Below are 14,059 nucleotides of genomic sequence, written 5' to 3'. Positions count from 1 at the left end.
GCGCCATGGCCAGCTATCCTGGGGATCTCCCCGGCGGGAGCCCCGGAGGGCCCATGTCCCGATGCTTTAGTGCGCCAGGCGCCGCGATCCCGCTGGTTTCGGTGGGGTCTCTGCTGGTCGGCGCGGAACGCGCCCCGCTTCCCTTCAAGCCCTCCCCCGTCCCCGGTGGTGTGGCGGTGGTGGCTCTAGCGGACGGAAAGACCGCGCCGAAGGCGACCTACCGCGGAGAGCCCGTGCTGGTGCGGCGGAGTGGCCGGGGCTGGGTGGCGGTGGTGGGCATCCCGCTCAGCGCGAAGCCGGGCCGGCAGGAGGTCGAGGTGGAGGGGCGGTCCATTCCCTTCACCATCCGTCCCAAGCGCTACCCGGAGCAGCGCATCCGCCTGAAGGACGAGCGCCAGGTGACACCGAACGCCGAGGACGAGGCGCGCATCGCCCGGGAGCAGGCGCTGATGGGACTCGCCTGGAAGGCCTGGCCCGAGGGGCAGGTGCCCACGCTGCGCTTTCAGCAGCCCACGCCCGGCGGCCTCACCAGCTCCTTCGGCCTGCGGCGGATCTTCAACGGCCAGCCTCGCGCCCCCCACGCGGGGCTTGACATCAAGGCTCCGGCGGGCCAGGCCGTGCGTGCTCCCGCCGCGGGCGTGGTGGTGCTCACGGGGGACTTCTTCTTCAGCGGCAACGCCGTGTTCCTGGCCCACGGCGAAGGCGTGGTGAGCCTCTTCGCCCACCTGTCGAAGATCAAGGTGACTCAGGGCCAGGCGGTGAAGGCCGGCGACCTGCTGGGCGAGGTCGGCATGACGGGCCGGGCGACGGGCCCGCACCTGCACTGGTCCCTCAGCCTCAACAACGCCCGCGTGGATCCGCGGCTCTTCCTGGGGCGGTGATGATCCATCGGGCGGGGATGGCGGTCTTTCTCGTCTCGACCCTTGCGGGTTCGGCGCTGGCGGGCGAATCGGCGGCTTCCGCAGCGGCGGCCTTCCAGGCGTTCTGGGCCCGGGCCGAGGGCCGACCCTTCGACGTCCAGGCGGCCCTCTGGGACCGGATGATCGAGGCGCCGCGCCGGGCCCTCTACGACGCGGCCGTCTGGGAAACGCGGGATCATCCCGACGGAGGGGCCCGGAAAGCCCGGCTGCTCCGGCAGCGGTTCGACGCTTACAGGCGCCTCGCGGCCCGGATTCCGGCGGAGGAGCGGGCGCTCGAGCAGGCACTCCCCGGCACGCAGGCCCGGTTCAAGGCCCTTTTCCCCGACGCGCCCGCTCGCCCGCCGGTCCATCTGGTGCTGGCCCCCGGCTTCGACGCCAAGAGCGCCGTGGGGCCGGACGGCGTCCCGGTTCTGCTGCTGGCGGTGGATTCGCTGGCCCTTGAGGAGGCCGACCTGGGTGTTCTCCTGCCCCACGAGCTGTTCCACCTCTACCACGCCCGCCGCGCCGGCGTGCTCAACGATGGGGTGATGCCCGGGGCCACGCTGCTGCTGCCCCTCTTCGCCGAGGGGATCGCCACCTTCGTCAGCGCGACCCTGGCCCCCGACCGCACGGAGGGCCAATGGCTGCTCCAGGAGGACCTGGGGGCGCTGCTCCTGGATCGGCTGCCCGAGCTCAGCCGACACTTTCTCGCGGATGCCGACCGGTTGGCGGCCGACCCTGCGCATCCGGAGGCCTTCCGACGGTGGTTCAACGCCTCGCCGGCAGGGTCTCGCGGCGACCTGCCGGACCGGACGGGGTATTGGCTGGGACTCCAAGTCATCCGCCACCTGGCCCGGGCCCACACCCTGCAGGAGATGGCCGCCTGGCCGCCCGCACGGGCCGAGGCGGAGGCGCGGGGGGCGCTGAGGGCCCTGGCGGGGCTCCCGCAGACCGTGCCCTGAGTCCCGCCTGGAGATCGGGTCGGATCACCCGGCGGCGGGACGGTGACCCTTCGTCTGCACGAGGATGACGCCCAGGATGGCGATGGCGCCGCCCAGGATGGTGAGCGGGGACGGCACCTCGCCGAGCCACACCCAGGCGATGAGGCTGGCCAGCACCGGCGAGAGGTAGAGGAAGCTGGAGAGCAGGGAAGCGGGCATGCGGGAGAGGGCGAGGTTCCATAGCACGTAAGCGATGGCTCCGGGGAAGACGCCCAGGTAGATCACGGCCGCCGTCGCGGAAGGCGCGGCCAGCGGGGCTTTGTGGAGGAGGCCCGGCAGGAACACGAGCATGGGCAGGGTGCCCGCCCAGATGGAGTAGCAGGTGAAGGCCAAGGCGGAATGGCGGCGGAAGCTCCGCTTGGAGAGGATGGAATAGACGGCGGCCACGGCGGCGGACAGCAGGATGAGCAGGGCGCCGGGCGTGAAGCGCAGGCCCCGGCCGCTGCTGAGGGCGATGAGGGCCACGCCGGTGAAGGCCACCAGGATGCCGCCCCAGCCGAGGCGCGTGAGACGCTCGCCCAGGAAGAGGGCCGAGAGCAGGGCCGTGAACACCGGGCCCGCCGCGATGAGCAGGGAGGCTGCGCCCGCCTGGACCGTCAGCTCTCCGAAGTTGAGGGCCACGTGGTAGACGCTGATGCCCAGGAAGCCGGCCAGAGCGATCACGGGCAGGTCGCGCCGCTCCGGCAGCCGCATGCGCGTGGCCAGCGCGTACAGCGCCAGGACGACGGAGGCTGTGCCGAAGCGCAGCAGGGCCAGCTCGCCGGGGCCGTAGCCATCCAGGCCCGGCAGGCCCGCCGGCGTGATCCGCAGGCCGGCCCGGATGCCCGCGAAGGCCGAGGACCACAGCAGCAGCACGCCGGCGATGGCCAGCCAGGTCCGGGGATCGCGCTTCCAGGTCATGCTTCCACGCTAGCGCGGAAGCCGGGCCAGCCGCTCCCGCAGCGCCGCGCAGGCCCGGGCGCGGTGGCTGAGGGTGTGCTTGGTCTCCGGGGGCAGCTCGCCGAAGGTCCGGTCGAAGCCGTCGGGGATGAAGATGGGGTCGTAGCCGAAGCCGCCGTCGCCGCGGTGATCGAAGGCCAGGGAGCCCTCCACCGCCCCGCTGGTCGTGAGGGGTTCGCCGCGCAGGGGCGCGTAGGCCAGCACGCAGACGAACCGGGCCGAACGGTCCGCCCCGTCGGAGACCATGGCCAGCAGGCGGCGGTTCTTGTCGCGGTAGGCGGGTAGGTCCGGGGCGAAGCGGGCGGAGAGCACACCCGGGCCGCCCCACAGCGCATCCACGCAGAGGCCGGAATCGTCCGCCAGCACGCCATCCACGGGCTCCCGGCCGTGCGCCAGCCACCAGGCCCGCGCACCCTCCACCTTCTGCAGGGCGTTGTCCTGAAAGAAGGCGCCGGTCTCCGGCAGCTCCGGTGCCTCGGCGGGCCAGGGCACAAGCGTGACGCCCGGCAGGAGCTCCGCGAACTCGCGCAGCTTGCCGGCGTTCCGGGAGGCGAGGAGGACTTTCAGCATCGAGGCATCACCTTTTCATCAGAGCTAAGGAATGTTGAAAGCGGAGGGCAGCAGAGGAACGGAGGAAAGCGGAGAAAGACCCCCGGGGGCCTCAGCGGGCTACTTCATGAAGTGCCTCCGCTTCCTCCACCTCTCCGTTCTCCTCCGCTTATTTCATTCTTTCAGCCTTCAGCACCCGACAACTTCCGTGTACCAGCTGCGGGCGCGCTCGGGGGTCATGGGGCCGTGGACGAGGGCGCGGCCGTCGGCGAAGAGGGTGATCTCGTCGGGGCCCTCTTGGCCCTTGAGCATCATTCCGGCCTGCCTCCAGGGGCTGCGGGTGCGGGCCTCCAAGCGGATCTTCAGCGCGGCCAGGTCCAGCTTCCCGGGCGGGTTCACGCGGATCTGCACGCCCTCGAGGCCGCAGAGGGGGCTGGCCTTCAGCGTCCAGCGGGCGTCCAGGAACTCCGTGACCTTCCCCGTGCAGAAGCGGCAGCGGGTCTTCGGGGGCTTCAGGAACTGGCGCTCGTCGTGCCAGAAGTCGAAGCGGGCCAGGTCGGCATGGGGCGCCTTCCCCGTGAGGACCTTGATGGCCTCCAGGGCGGCCCAGCTGGCGATGACCCCCACGGCGGGGCCCAGCACGCCGGCGCTGTCGCAGGTGTCCACGTCGCCGCCCGCGGGCGGTTCCTCGATGAGGCAGCGCAGGCAGGGGGTGCGGGGCGGGTTCAGGGGCCAGACGACGCCCTCGCCGCCGATGGCGCCGGCGTAGATCCAGGGCGTGCCCGTGAGGATGGCCACGTCGTTGATGAGGAAGCGGGCCTCGAAGTTGTCGGTGCCGTCGCAGATGAGGTCGAAGCCCGAGAGCAGTTCCCGGGCGTTGCCGCTGGTGAGGTCGGCCACGACGGCTTCCAGTTCGATGGAAGAGTTGGCTTCGCGCAGCCGTTTCGCGGCCACCTCGGCCTTGGGGCGGCCCAGGTCCGACTCGCCGTAGAGGAGCTGGCGCTGGAGGTTGCTCGCCTCCACCAGGTCCCGGTCGATGAGGGTGAGGTGGCCCACACCCGCCCGGGCCAGCCAGGGCGCGATGACCGAGCCCAGGGCCCCCAGACCCAGCACGGCCACGCGCTTGGCGCGCAGGGCCCCGTCCGCCTCGCGGCCGAGAAAGATGCGTTGCTTGGCGTAGCGGTCGTTCAAGGAAGTCCCAGGGATCAGTCTTCAGTTCTCAGTCTAAAAGCAACGGCGCCCCATCGGGGCGCCGCGCTGAAAACTGAAGCCTGAGGACTAGTTCCCGGCCTGGGCGCCCTCGGCCATGGCCTTCTCGTACTCGGCCTGGAGGCGGCTGGCGTCGGAGATGGCGAACTTGTAGATGTACTCGAAGCGGTCGGCACCCTTGGTGAGGGCGATGATCACCTCGTAGACGCCCTCGGCGGTCACTTCGAAGGGGGCCGCGATGACGTTGAAGGTGCCTTCCTTGGCGCCGTCGGGGATCTGCACGTCGCTGTCGCGGATCACGTCCTTGCGGTCGCCGGTGGGGCTCACGATGGAGAAGCCGAACTTGAACTGGCCGTCCATGCGGGAGAAGCGGGTGTAGAAGCACACCTTGGGCAGGGTGAAGGGCACCTGGGGCACCACGATGTGGTGGTCGTACAGGCCCATCAGCGAGGTCTTGCCGCCCATCTCCTGGCGGATGTCATCGCAAAGCAGCGTGAATTCATGCTTGGGGGCCTTGATCTGGACTTCTTGCATGGGGGCTCCGGAAAGAGGGGGCATCCTTGGGTGAAGGGAAAGTTTACCCTTGAAGACGGTCCCATCCAACCACGGGTTGGCGGCCGGTCCCGGAGGCTGCATGCGCCATTGGTTCTGGATCCTGTTGATCGCGCTGGGCCTCCAGGCCCAAGAGGCCCGGATTCAGATTCTTGGCACCACGGACATGCACGGGCATGTGATGGCCGAGGACACCTTCAGTCTCCAGCCCGCGAACCAGGGGTGGGCGAAGATCGCCACGCTCATCCGCCGGCAGAAGGCCCTGAACCCGGACACCATCCTGGTGGACTGCGGCGACACGATCCAGGGCGAGCCGCTCAACTATGTGCGGAACACCCTCCGCCGCGACCTGCCGGAACCCAGCGTGGCCATCATGAACGCCCTGGGCTATGCCGCCATGGCCGTGGGCAACCACGAGTACGACTTCGGCCAGGATCTGCTGCGCGAGGTGGAGAAGCAGGCCCGGTTCCCCTTCCTGTCTGCCAACACCCTCACGGCCAAGGGCGGCCAGGCCTTTCCCGCCCATGTCCTGGTGACCGTCGGCGGCATCCGGGTGGCCCTCGTGGGCTTCACCACCCCTCGGACCGCCGTCCTGGCCGGACCGCAGAACGGGGCGGGACTTGCCTTCCGGGATATCGTCACCACCGCCCGCGAGCTGGTGCCCCGCCTCCGCGACAAGGAGAAGGCCGACGTGGTGGTGGCCCTGGTCCACTCGGGCCTGGGGCAGGTTGACGGCAGGGAGGGCGACGAGAATGAGGCGCTCCGCCTGGCGGATCAGGTGCCCGGCCTTGATGCCATCTTCACGGGCCACACCCACCAGGCCATCCAGACCGAGCACAAGGGGATTCCCATCCTGCAGGCCCAAGCCCATGGCAGGGCCCTCGCGGTGGTGGACCTGAGCCTGCGGAAGGAGCGGGGCCACTGGCAGGTCGTCGCGAGCCAGGGCAGGCTCATCCGGCCGGAGTCCGACACGCCGGTGGATCCGGAGGTGCTGAGCCTGACCGCGGACCTGCGCACGGCCACGGATCGCTACCTCGACACCGCCGCCACCAGCCTGGCGGTGGACCTGGACAGCCGCTGGTCCCGCATGGAGGACACGCCCCTGATGCAGCTGATCCACCAGGTGCAGCGGCAGGCCACGGGGGCCCAGCTTTCCGCCGCGGCCAGCCCCGGCGCCAAGCTCTTCATCCCCAAGGGCCCCACCAGCGTGCGGCAGTTCTACGCCCTGGCGCCCTACGAGAACCAGGTGGCGCGCATCCGCATCACCGGCGCCCAGCTCAAGGCCTACCTCGAGCACGCGGCCCGGCACTACACCTACAGCTGGGAGCCGGAGCTCTACAACCGCGACGTGCCCATCCACGACTTCGACCTGGTGGATGGCGTGGCCTACGCGTTGGACCTGGGCCGGCCGGTCGGCAGCCGGGTGGTCGGCCTCAGCTTCCAGGGCCAGCCCGTGAAGCCCGCCCAGACCTTCACGCTCGCCCTCTCCACCTACCGCCTGTGGGGCGGCGGGGGCTACATGGAGGCCATCGGCTTCAAGGGCGCCCCGGACCTGGTGACCGAAGCCTCCCAGCGGAACCTGCTGCTGGCCTATGTCCTGGCCCATCCCACGCTGAATCCGACCGTCCCCAACGCCTGGCGGACCATCCCCTACCTGGATCGGGAGCGCGTCCTGAACCAGGCCCGGTGATTCTCCCCCTGGGCGGCCGGAGCTACTTGACGCCCACCAGCATCAGGCCGCCCTTGGGATTGACGAACACCGCATCGGAATCGAGGACACCCACCAGGATGTGGCTCTCGTCCAGGCCGGTGGGCAGGAAGTCGAGGGTGGCGTGCGGAAGGTCCAGCCGGGCCAGGGCCAGGCCCTGGAGGGTCCCCCGCTGCGCCGCCGGCACCTGGGAGGCCTTCACGGCCGCGAAGATCACGCCCTTGCCCACCCAGACCGCCAGGGGGCCGCGGCTGGTGGCATCGCCCTCGAGGGCCGGGGTGGGAGCTCCGTGGAACTTCAGGGCGGTTTCGCCGATCTTCCGGCCGGTGTTGGCGTCCAGGATGCTGAGGTTCAAGGAGCTGCCGTCGGCCATCAGGATGTTGCCGCTGTCGTCCAGCGCGAGGGGGCGCCGGTTCTGGGGGGCCGGGCCGTCCTTCTTCGAGGGCTTCGCGCCGAAAGACCAGATCACCTCCGCGTTGCGGAAGTCGCGCTTCTCGACATAGGGTTCGGACGTGCGGAAGGAGAGGATGAGGCCCACCGCGTCCCAGCAGACATCGCTCACCTCGGCGTGGAGCTTCACGCTGCCCAGCACCCGGCCGGTCCGGTCGATGTGGGTCAGGGAGGTGCCGTGGGCGATCCAGGCGGTGTTGCGGGGGTCGATGACCCAGCGCTCCGGCTCCTCATCGAGTTTCCCAAGGGGCAGGGTTCCCAGGAGGCCGCCGTCCCGGACCCATGTGTAGAGGCTGCGCGTGGAGGCGTCATAGAAGGTGAAGGAATCATCCCGGTCCTGCTTGGCCCAGCTGGTCGCCTTGCCGGCCGCATCCCAGGCCTGGGCGGAAGCCGTCACGGAGGTTAGGCAGAGAAGGGCGCCCAGGATGGACGCGTAGATAGGGTATGACCTCACGAGAGCCTCGGGAAAGAACGCGCTGCCACGGCGGGTTGGGACCAACCATAGGAATTCCATTCGTCTTTCGCAAGGTTTTACTTTAGATGTCGCGGAAGAAAGTCCGGATCCTGCCTTCGAGCGCCTCGGGGCTGAGGCCCTCTTCTTCCAGCAGGCGCCTGGGATCGCCATGGTGGATGAGGTGGTCGGCAACGGCGCAGCGGAGGAGGGGCCGAATCAGGCCCGCGTCGGCCAGCGACTCGGCGACGGCCCCGCTGAAGCCGCCGGGGGCGCAGCCTTCTTCGAGGGTCACCACAGCCTTGCAGCGGCCCGCCCAGGCATGGATGAGGGCGCCGTCCAGGGGCTTCACGAACCGCGCGTTGATGACGGCGCAGGAGATCCCCTCCCCGGCCAGAACCTCCGCGATCCTCCGGGCCGGCTCCACCATGGCGCCCAGGGCGCAGAGCAGCAGGTCGCTGCCTTCGCGCAGCAGCTCGCCCTTGCCCACGGGCAGGGCCGTGATGGGCTCTTCCAAGGCCACGCCCAGGCCGTTGCCCCGGGGGTAGCGCAGCGCGGCGGGATGGCCGCAGTAGAGGGCCGTCAGCAGCATGCGCCGCAGCTCGTTCTCGTCCTTGGGGGCCATGAGGATGAGGTTGGGCAGGCACCGCAGGTAGGCCAGGTCGTAGAGGCCGTGGTGGGTGGGGCCATCGGCGCCCACGATGCCGGCCCGGTCGAGGGCGAAGGTCACGGGCAGGTCCTGGATGCAGACGTCGTGGGCCACCTGGTCGAAGCCCCGCTGCAGGAAGGTGCTGTAGATGGCGCACACGGGCCGCATGCCCTGGGCCGCGAGTCCGGCCGCGAAGGTGACGGCGTGCTGCTCGGCGATGCCCACGTCGAAGCAGCGGTCGGGGAAGGCCTTCTGCAGCAGGTTCAGCCCGGTGCCGTCGAGCATGGCGGCGGTGATGCCCACGATCTTCTCGTCCCGCCGGGCCAGGTCCACCAGGGCCTTGCCGAAGATGCTGGTGTAGCTGGGCGGGGCCGGCTTGGCCGGGTCCCCCTGGACCTTGATGATCTCGCCGGATTCGGCGTCGAAGGCCGTCACGCCGTGCCACTTCAGCGGGTCCTGCACGGCGGGCTCGTAGCCGTAGCCCTTCTTGGTCTGCACGTGCAGCAGGACGGGGCCGTCCTTCATCTTCTCCTTGGCCTCGGCCAGGGCCTTGGACGTGGCGTTCAGGTCATGGCCGTTCACGGGCCCGATGTAGCGGAAGCCCAGGTCCTCGAAGAGCAGGCCCGGCACCATCAGGCGCTTGATGCTCTCCTCGCTCCACTTGGCGGCCTTGGCGACGCCCTTGCTGAGGCCTTCCAGCGGGATGGCCTTGATGGCGTGCTCGATGCGGTCCCGCCAGCGCTGGTAGTACTGGCCCGACATGATCTGGTTCAGGTAGCCCTGCAGCGAGCCGACATTGGGGTTGATGCTCATGTCGTTGTCGTTGAGGATCACCAGGAACTTCTTCGTCTCCAGGTAGCCGGCCTGGTTGAGGCCTTCGAAGGCCATGCCGGCGGTCATGGAGCCGTCGCCGATGACGGCGATGCAGGCGTGGTCCTGCTTCTGGAGGTCCCGCGCCTTGGCCATGCCGAGGGCGGCGGAGATGCTCGTGCTGGCGTGGCCCGCGCCGAAGTGGTCGTAGGGGCTCTCGTCCCGCTTGAGGAAGCCCGACAGGCCGTGGTGCTGGCGCAGGGTGGGGAAGCGGTCCTTGCGGCCCGTGAGGATCTTGTGGGGATAGGCCTGGTGGCCCACGTCCCACACGATGCGGTCCTGGAGGAAGTCGAAGTGGTGGAAGAGGGCCACCGTCAGCTCCACCGTGCCGAGGTTGGAGCTGAAGTGGCCGCCGGTCTCGGACACGGAGGCGATGATGAAGGCCCGCACCTCCGCCGCGAGCCGCTCGAGCTGCTCCGGCGTGAAGTGGCGAATCTGCTGGGGGGCGGCCAGGGAGTCCAGCAGGGGATAGGGGTTGGCGGATGGCTCCACCTGGACGCCTAGTTCGCCCGCTGGGCCAGATACCGGGCCCAGGCTGCCAAGGACGTGCGATTGGGAAGGGTTGCTAGATGACATAAGGCATTCTCGGTCGCTTCACTCAGGGCTTTGCGGGCGCCGTCCAGGCCCAGGAGGGAAGGGTAGGTGATCTTACCCTTGCCCGCATCTTTTCCGGCGCGCTTGCCCAGGTCCGCGTCGGTGGCGGTGGCGTCCAGGATGTCGTCCTGGATCTGGAAGGCGAGCCCGATGGCTTCGCCGTAGGCCCGCAGGGCGGAGCGGTCCGCGGGGGTCGCGCCGCCCAGCACCGCGCCGATCTCCAGCGAGGCGCGCAGGAGGGCGCCGGTCTTGAGGCGGTGGATGAGGCGCAGGTGGTCCAGGTCGTAGCTGTCCAGCGTTTCGCCTTCGAGGTCGAGGGCCTGGCCCCCGGCCATGCCGCGCCAGCCCGCGCCTTCGGCCAGCAGGACCAGGGCCTCGGCCCGCCGGACGGGATCCAGGTCCGCGGAGGCCAGCACGCCGAAGGCCTCGGTGAGGAGGGCGTCGCCCGCCAGGATGGCGTGGCCTTCGCCGAAGACCTTGTGGTTGGTGGGCCGGCCCCGCCGCAGGTCGTCGTCGTCCATGGCCGGCAGGTCGTCATGGATGAGCGAATAGGTGTGGACGTATTCCAGGGCCAGGGCGCCGGGGAGCGCCTGTGCCGCCGTTCCGCCCACGGCCTCGGCGGCCAGCAGGCAGAGGACCGGCCGCACGCGCTTGCCGCCGGCCTCCAGGCTGTAGCGCATGGCCTCGCCCAGGCGGGCCGCTTCGCCCTCCCGGAAGGGGGCCGTGAGACGGACGTCCAGCAGGGGGAGCAGGCGGTCCAGGTCGGCCTGCACCTGCGAGGCGGGCTCGTTCATCGACCTTCCCTGCCTTCGTCCAGGGGTTCGGCCCGGTATTCGCCGCCGAGGCCGGCCTTGAGGATCTCCACGCGGCGCTGGGCGTCGGCCAGCTGCTTCTGCAGCGCCTGGCTGAGCTGGACGCCCTCCTCGAAGCGGGCCAGGGCCTCTTCCAGGCTGAGGCTGCCGGACTCCAGCTGCTGCACCAGGGCCTCCAGCCGGTCCAGGCCATCGTCGAAGGAGGGTTGGGCGCTCATGGGGATTCCGCAAGGAAGGGGCCCGCTAGCTGATCGCTGGGGGCCCCGCCCAGTCTACCGCTTCCCCTTCGCGGCGTCCTTCATCTCCTTGCCGCCGTCCTTCATGGTGTAGCCCGCGGGTAGGGCCCAGGCGCTTTCAGGGATGGCGGCGGTGGAGACATCCGTGGCCACGGTGGTCACGTCCGTGCCCATGAGCCCGGTGATGTGGGTCCTCAGGGGCACGCCCTTGAGCTTGGCCGTCTCCTGGTAGACCCGCTTGAAGAGGGCGCCCATGGGCCCGGGGACGCGGTTCAGCATGGCCATGGACTTGGCGTAGTCCTTGATGGGGAACTGGAGGGAGGGGTCGATGCTCAGCTCTTCCACCATCTTGCCGAGGATGACGCGCACCTTCTTGCAAGGCCGGCCCAGGACGGTATCCGGCCCCAGCTGCTCGACCTTCACCTCGGACACGTCGCCGAACATCATCTTCGTCACCATCTCGGGCATGCCGGCCATCTGGTCTTCCAGGGCCTGCATGGCCTCCTGCATGTCCTTGAACGTCATCTTGGTGATGACCTTCTTCCCGTGGTCGATGCTGTAGAGCACCTCGTGGCCGTAATCCACCAGGCTGTCCACCTTCGATCCGGCGTGGTTGACGCGCATCCGCGTGGCGCTCAGGTACTGGACCTGGGAGCCGTCCTTGGCCAGGGCGCCCTTGCCCGTGACCTGGGAGGTGATGGTGAGGTCGCCCGCGGCGAGGCTGGCCAGGGAAACGGCCATTCCGAAGGCAAGAGCCAGAAGGGTTCGCATGGGAATTCTCCGTGGGAGGGGTGCCGTGAGCATACCCTGGGGACTCGCCGGGGGCCAGGTGGGATACCTTCAAGGGTGGGGGTGGCCATGGCCCGTGTCCTCGTGGTGGACGACAGCAAGGAGACCTGCGAGTTCCTGGAGGAGCTGCTGGGGACCATGGGCCTCGATGTCGCCAAGGCGACGCATCCCGACCGGGCCATCGAGCTGCTGCGGAAGGGGGGCTTCGACCTGCTGCTGTCCGACATCAACCTCGAGGCCAAGAAGGACGGCCTGGACCTGTTGCGGGAAGCCAAGCCCCTGGGAGTGGACACCATCCTGCTGTCGGGCTTCGGCACCCTGGAGACCGCCATCGAGGCCGTGCGGGAGGGCGCCTTCGACTTCCTCAGCAAGCCCTGGAACAACGAGGAGCTGAAGGCCCTGGTGACCCGGGCCCTCGCGCGGCGGCAGTCGGCGGGCCAGGGCGAAACCCAGGACGCCTCGCCCAAAGCCAAGCGCAGCCTCATGATCGGCTCCAGTCCGAAGATGATGGCGGTCTACAAGACCATCGCGAGCCTCCAGAACAGCCGAGCCACGGTGCTCATCACGGGGGAGAGCGGCACCGGCAAGGAACTGGTGGCCCGCAGCATCCACCTCTCCAGCGACCGCCGGGACCGCGCCTTCGTGGCCGTGAACTGTGGCGCCCTCACGGAGACCCTTCTAGAATCCGAGCTCTTCGGGCACGTGAAGGGCTCCTTTACGGGCGCCGTGGGCGAGAAGCCGGGCCTCTTCGAGGAGGCCTCCGGCGGCACCATCTTCCTGGACGAGATCGGGGAGACCAGCCCCAGCTTCCAGGTCCGGCTGCTGCGAGTGCTGCAGGAGCAGGAGATCCGCCGGGTGGGGGGCAACAAGACCATCAAGGTGGACACCCGGGTCATCGCCGCCACCAACCGGGACCTCCAGCAGATGGTGAAGGCGGGGACCTTCCGCGAGGACCTCTACTACCGCCTCAGCGTGGTGGAGCTGGCCGTGCCGCCCCTCCGCGAGCGCGGGGACGACGTGGGCGCGCTCCTGGACCACTTCCTGGCGGAGTTCGGACAGAAGGATCAGCAGACCTACCGCCTGCATCCGGAGGCCCGGAGGGTGCTGGAGGCCTATTCCTGGCCGGGCAACGTGCGGGAACTGGGCAATGCCGTGGAGAACCTCACCCAGCTGAGCCGCGGCCGGGAGATAACCGTGGACGACCTGCCGGCCAAGATCCAGGCCGACGTGCTCAAGCGGGCCCTGCTCAAGCCCGAGCCTTCCGAGGAGACCCCCTCCCTGATCGGGGATTGGCCCTCCCTGGACGAGCTGGAGCGCCGCTACATCCAGATCCTGCTGGGCCGCCACAAGGAGAAGCAGCGCATCGCCGACATCCTGGGGGTGGACAGGACCACCCTCTACCGGAAGCTCAAGCGCTACGGATTCCACGACGGGGAGTAGCAGGCTGCCACGAGTGGCAGAATGCAACAGGATTTCCAGGATAAGCTGTTATCTAAGTGTTGTTTTGAATTGAATTGAAGTTTGGCCCAGATGATGCAACCCTGACGGCACTTCCGGCCGTGCCGGATCAACCCAGGGAGAACCCCCATGAAGAAGCTTGCTGCGCTGCTCGTCGCCGCCGCTCTGATCAGCCCCGTGTTCGCGGAAGAGGCGAAGAAGCCTGAAGCGAAGAAGGTCGAGACCAAGAAGGCCGAGAAGAAGGCTGAGAAGAAGGCCGAGCCCAAGAAGGAAGAGGCCAAGAAGGCCCTGACCGTCGCCGAGGAGAAGAAGGCCGAGGCCGCTCCCAAGGCCGAGAAGAAGGCTGAAGCCGCCCCCAAGGCCGAGAAGAAGGCCAAGAAGCACCACAAGAAGGCCGAGAAGAAGGCCGAGGCTGCTCCCGCCGCCGAGAAGAAGGCCCTGACCTCCGAGGAGAAGAAGGCCGAGAAGAAGGCTGAGCCCAAGAAGGAAGAGAAGAAGGCCGAGAAGAAGGCCGAGGCCAAGAAGGCCGAGGCCAAGAAGGCCATGACCGCCGAAGAGAAGAAGGCCGAGGCCGCTCCCAAGGCTGAGAAGAAGGCCAAGAAGGCGAAGAAGGCTGCCAAGAAGGCCGAGCCCGCCGCTCCTGCCGCCGAGAAGAAGGCCCTGACCTCCGAGGAGAAGAAGGCCGAGAAGAAGGCTGAGCCCAAGGCCGAGAAGAAGGCCGAGAAGAAGGCTGAGAAGAAGGCCGAGGCCAAGAAGGCCATGACCGCCGAAGAGAAGAAGGCTGAAGCCGCCCCCAAGGCCGAGAAGAAGGCCAAGAAGGCTGCCAAGAAGGCCGAGAAGAAGGAAGAGGCCAAGAAGTAACAGGCTTCACCGGTTCACGAAAAGGCGGGCTT

General features: G+C 68.9%; 14 protein-coding genes. 5 read left to right on the top strand and 9 right to left on the bottom strand.

Annotated elements, in window-relative coordinates:
• Positions 1-53 precede the first annotated feature (53 nt).
• Positions 54-881 carry a peptidoglycan DD-metalloendopeptidase family protein gene (locus MLE64_RS10765; RefSeq protein ID WP_243317732.1) on the top strand — a complete coding sequence of 276 codons (828 nt, stop codon included), beginning with the start codon at positions 54-56 and terminating at the stop codon, positions 879-881.
• Positions 881-1,861 (top strand): DUF2268 domain-containing putative Zn-dependent protease, encoded by a 981-nt coding sequence (locus tag MLE64_RS10760; RefSeq protein ID WP_243317731.1) that lies wholly within the window; start codon positions 881-883, stop codon positions 1,859-1,861. Before MLE64_RS10765 ends, MLE64_RS10760 begins: the two co-directional genes overlap by 1 nt.
• A gap of 24 nt (positions 1,862-1,885) precedes the next feature.
• Here MLE64_RS10760 and MLE64_RS10755 read toward each other — a convergent pair whose 3' ends face one another.
• The 4 genes from MLE64_RS10755 to MLE64_RS10740 form a co-directional block, all read right to left on the bottom strand.
• On the bottom strand, positions 1,886-2,800 hold the full coding sequence (locus tag MLE64_RS10755) for a DMT family transporter (RefSeq protein ID WP_243317730.1): 915 nt from the start codon (positions 2,798-2,800) through the stop codon (positions 1,886-1,888).
• Positions 2,801-2,809: 9 nt separating this feature from the next.
• Positions 2,810-3,409, bottom strand: a complete 600-nt coding sequence (locus MLE64_RS10750; RefSeq protein WP_243317729.1) for a non-canonical purine NTP pyrophosphatase — start codon at positions 3,407-3,409, stop codon at positions 2,810-2,812.
• A gap of 168 nt (positions 3,410-3,577) precedes the next feature.
• Positions 3,578-4,579 carry a ThiF family adenylyltransferase gene (locus tag MLE64_RS10745; protein WP_243317728.1) on the bottom strand — a complete coding sequence of 334 codons (1,002 nt, stop codon included), beginning with the start codon at positions 4,577-4,579 and terminating at the stop codon, positions 3,578-3,580.
• A gap of 87 nt (positions 4,580-4,666) precedes the next feature.
• Positions 4,667-5,131 carry a DUF6941 family protein gene (locus MLE64_RS10740; RefSeq protein ID WP_243317727.1) on the bottom strand — a complete coding sequence of 155 codons (465 nt, stop codon included), beginning with the start codon at positions 5,129-5,131 and terminating at the stop codon, positions 4,667-4,669.
• Between the two features lie 100 nt (positions 5,132-5,231).
• Between MLE64_RS10740 and MLE64_RS10735 the strand changes: the two genes are divergently transcribed.
• Complete coding sequence (locus MLE64_RS10735) at positions 5,232-6,839, top strand: bifunctional metallophosphatase/5'-nucleotidase (RefSeq protein WP_243317726.1); 1,608 nt, start codon at positions 5,232-5,234, stop codon at positions 6,837-6,839.
• A gap of 22 nt (positions 6,840-6,861) precedes the next feature.
• Here MLE64_RS10735 and MLE64_RS10730 read toward each other — a convergent pair whose 3' ends face one another.
• The 5 genes from MLE64_RS10730 to MLE64_RS10710 form a co-directional block, all read right to left on the bottom strand.
• On the bottom strand, positions 6,862-7,761 hold the full coding sequence (locus MLE64_RS10730) for a hypothetical protein (RefSeq protein ID WP_243317725.1): 900 nt from the start codon (positions 7,759-7,761) through the stop codon (positions 6,862-6,864).
• An 82-nt stretch (positions 7,762-7,843) separates the two neighbouring features.
• On the bottom strand, positions 7,844-9,769 hold the full coding sequence (gene dxs, locus MLE64_RS10725) for a 1-deoxy-D-xylulose-5-phosphate synthase (protein ID WP_243317724.1): 1,926 nt from the start codon (positions 9,767-9,769) through the stop codon (positions 7,844-7,846).
• Between the two features lie 8 nt (positions 9,770-9,777).
• The gene (locus MLE64_RS10720; protein WP_243317723.1) at positions 9,778-10,665 is read right to left on the bottom strand and encodes a polyprenyl synthetase family protein; all 888 of its coding nucleotides are present in this window, start codon (positions 10,663-10,665) and stop codon (positions 9,778-9,780) included.
• Positions 10,662-10,901: an exodeoxyribonuclease VII small subunit gene (gene xseB / locus MLE64_RS10715; protein WP_243317722.1), complete on the bottom strand. Its 240-nt coding sequence runs from the start codon at positions 10,899-10,901 to the stop codon at positions 10,662-10,664. Before xseB ends, MLE64_RS10720 begins: the two co-directional genes overlap by 4 nt.
• Positions 10,902-10,955: 54 nt before the next feature.
• Entirely contained in the window at positions 10,956-11,690 is a 735-nt protein-coding gene (locus tag MLE64_RS10710) for a DUF4412 domain-containing protein (RefSeq protein ID WP_243317721.1), read from the bottom strand.
• A gap of 87 nt (positions 11,691-11,777) precedes the next feature.
• Between MLE64_RS10710 and MLE64_RS10705 the strand changes: the two genes are divergently transcribed.
• Positions 11,778-13,148 carry a sigma-54-dependent transcriptional regulator gene (locus MLE64_RS10705; RefSeq protein ID WP_243317720.1) on the top strand — a complete coding sequence of 457 codons (1,371 nt, stop codon included), beginning with the start codon at positions 11,778-11,780 and terminating at the stop codon, positions 13,146-13,148.
• 147 nt (positions 13,149-13,295) lie between these two features.
• On the top strand, positions 13,296-14,027 hold the full coding sequence (locus MLE64_RS10700; protein ID WP_243317719.1) for a hypothetical protein: 732 nt from the start codon (positions 13,296-13,298) through the stop codon (positions 14,025-14,027).
• Positions 14,028-14,059: the final 32 nt, after the last annotated feature.

Source organism: Geothrix paludis (assembly GCF_022808815.1).
GTDB lineage: Bacteria > Acidobacteriota > Holophagae > Holophagales > Holophagaceae > Geothrix > Geothrix paludis.
This window is presented reverse-complemented; position numbering and strand designations above follow the sequence as displayed.

Bases quoted from the DNA above. Each gene is read 5' to 3' on its own strand.
- MLE64_RS10735 (WP_243317726.1), top strand. From the start codon at position 5,232: ATGCGCCATTGGTTCTGGATCCTGTTGATCGCGCTGGGCCTCCAGGCC.
- MLE64_RS10710 (WP_243317721.1), bottom strand. From the start codon at position 11,690: ATGCGAACCCTTCTGGCTCTTGCCTTCGGAATGGCCGTTTCCCTGGCC.
- xseB (WP_243317722.1), bottom strand. From the start codon at position 10,901: ATGAGCGCCCAACCCTCCTTCGACGATGGCCTGGACCGGCTGGAGGCC.
- MLE64_RS10720 (WP_243317723.1), bottom strand. From the start codon at position 10,665: ATGAACGAGCCCGCCTCGCAGGTGCAGGCCGACCTGGACCGCCTGCTC.
- MLE64_RS10705 (WP_243317720.1), top strand. From the start codon at position 11,778: ATGGCCCGTGTCCTCGTGGTGGACGACAGCAAGGAGACCTGCGAGTTC.
- MLE64_RS10760 (WP_243317731.1), top strand. From the start codon at position 881: ATGATCCATCGGGCGGGGATGGCGGTCTTTCTCGTCTCGACCCTTGCG.
- MLE64_RS10750 (WP_243317729.1), bottom strand. From the start codon at position 3,409: ATGCTGAAAGTCCTCCTCGCCTCCCGGAACGCCGGCAAGCTGCGCGAG.
- MLE64_RS10700 (WP_243317719.1), top strand. From the start codon at position 13,296: ATGAAGAAGCTTGCTGCGCTGCTCGTCGCCGCCGCTCTGATCAGCCCC.
- MLE64_RS10765 (WP_243317732.1), top strand. From the start codon at position 54: ATGTCCCGATGCTTTAGTGCGCCAGGCGCCGCGATCCCGCTGGTTTCG.
- MLE64_RS10740 (WP_243317727.1), bottom strand. From the start codon at position 5,131: ATGCAAGAAGTCCAGATCAAGGCCCCCAAGCATGAATTCACGCTGCTT.
- MLE64_RS10755 (WP_243317730.1), bottom strand. From the start codon at position 2,800: ATGACCTGGAAGCGCGATCCCCGGACCTGGCTGGCCATCGCCGGCGTG.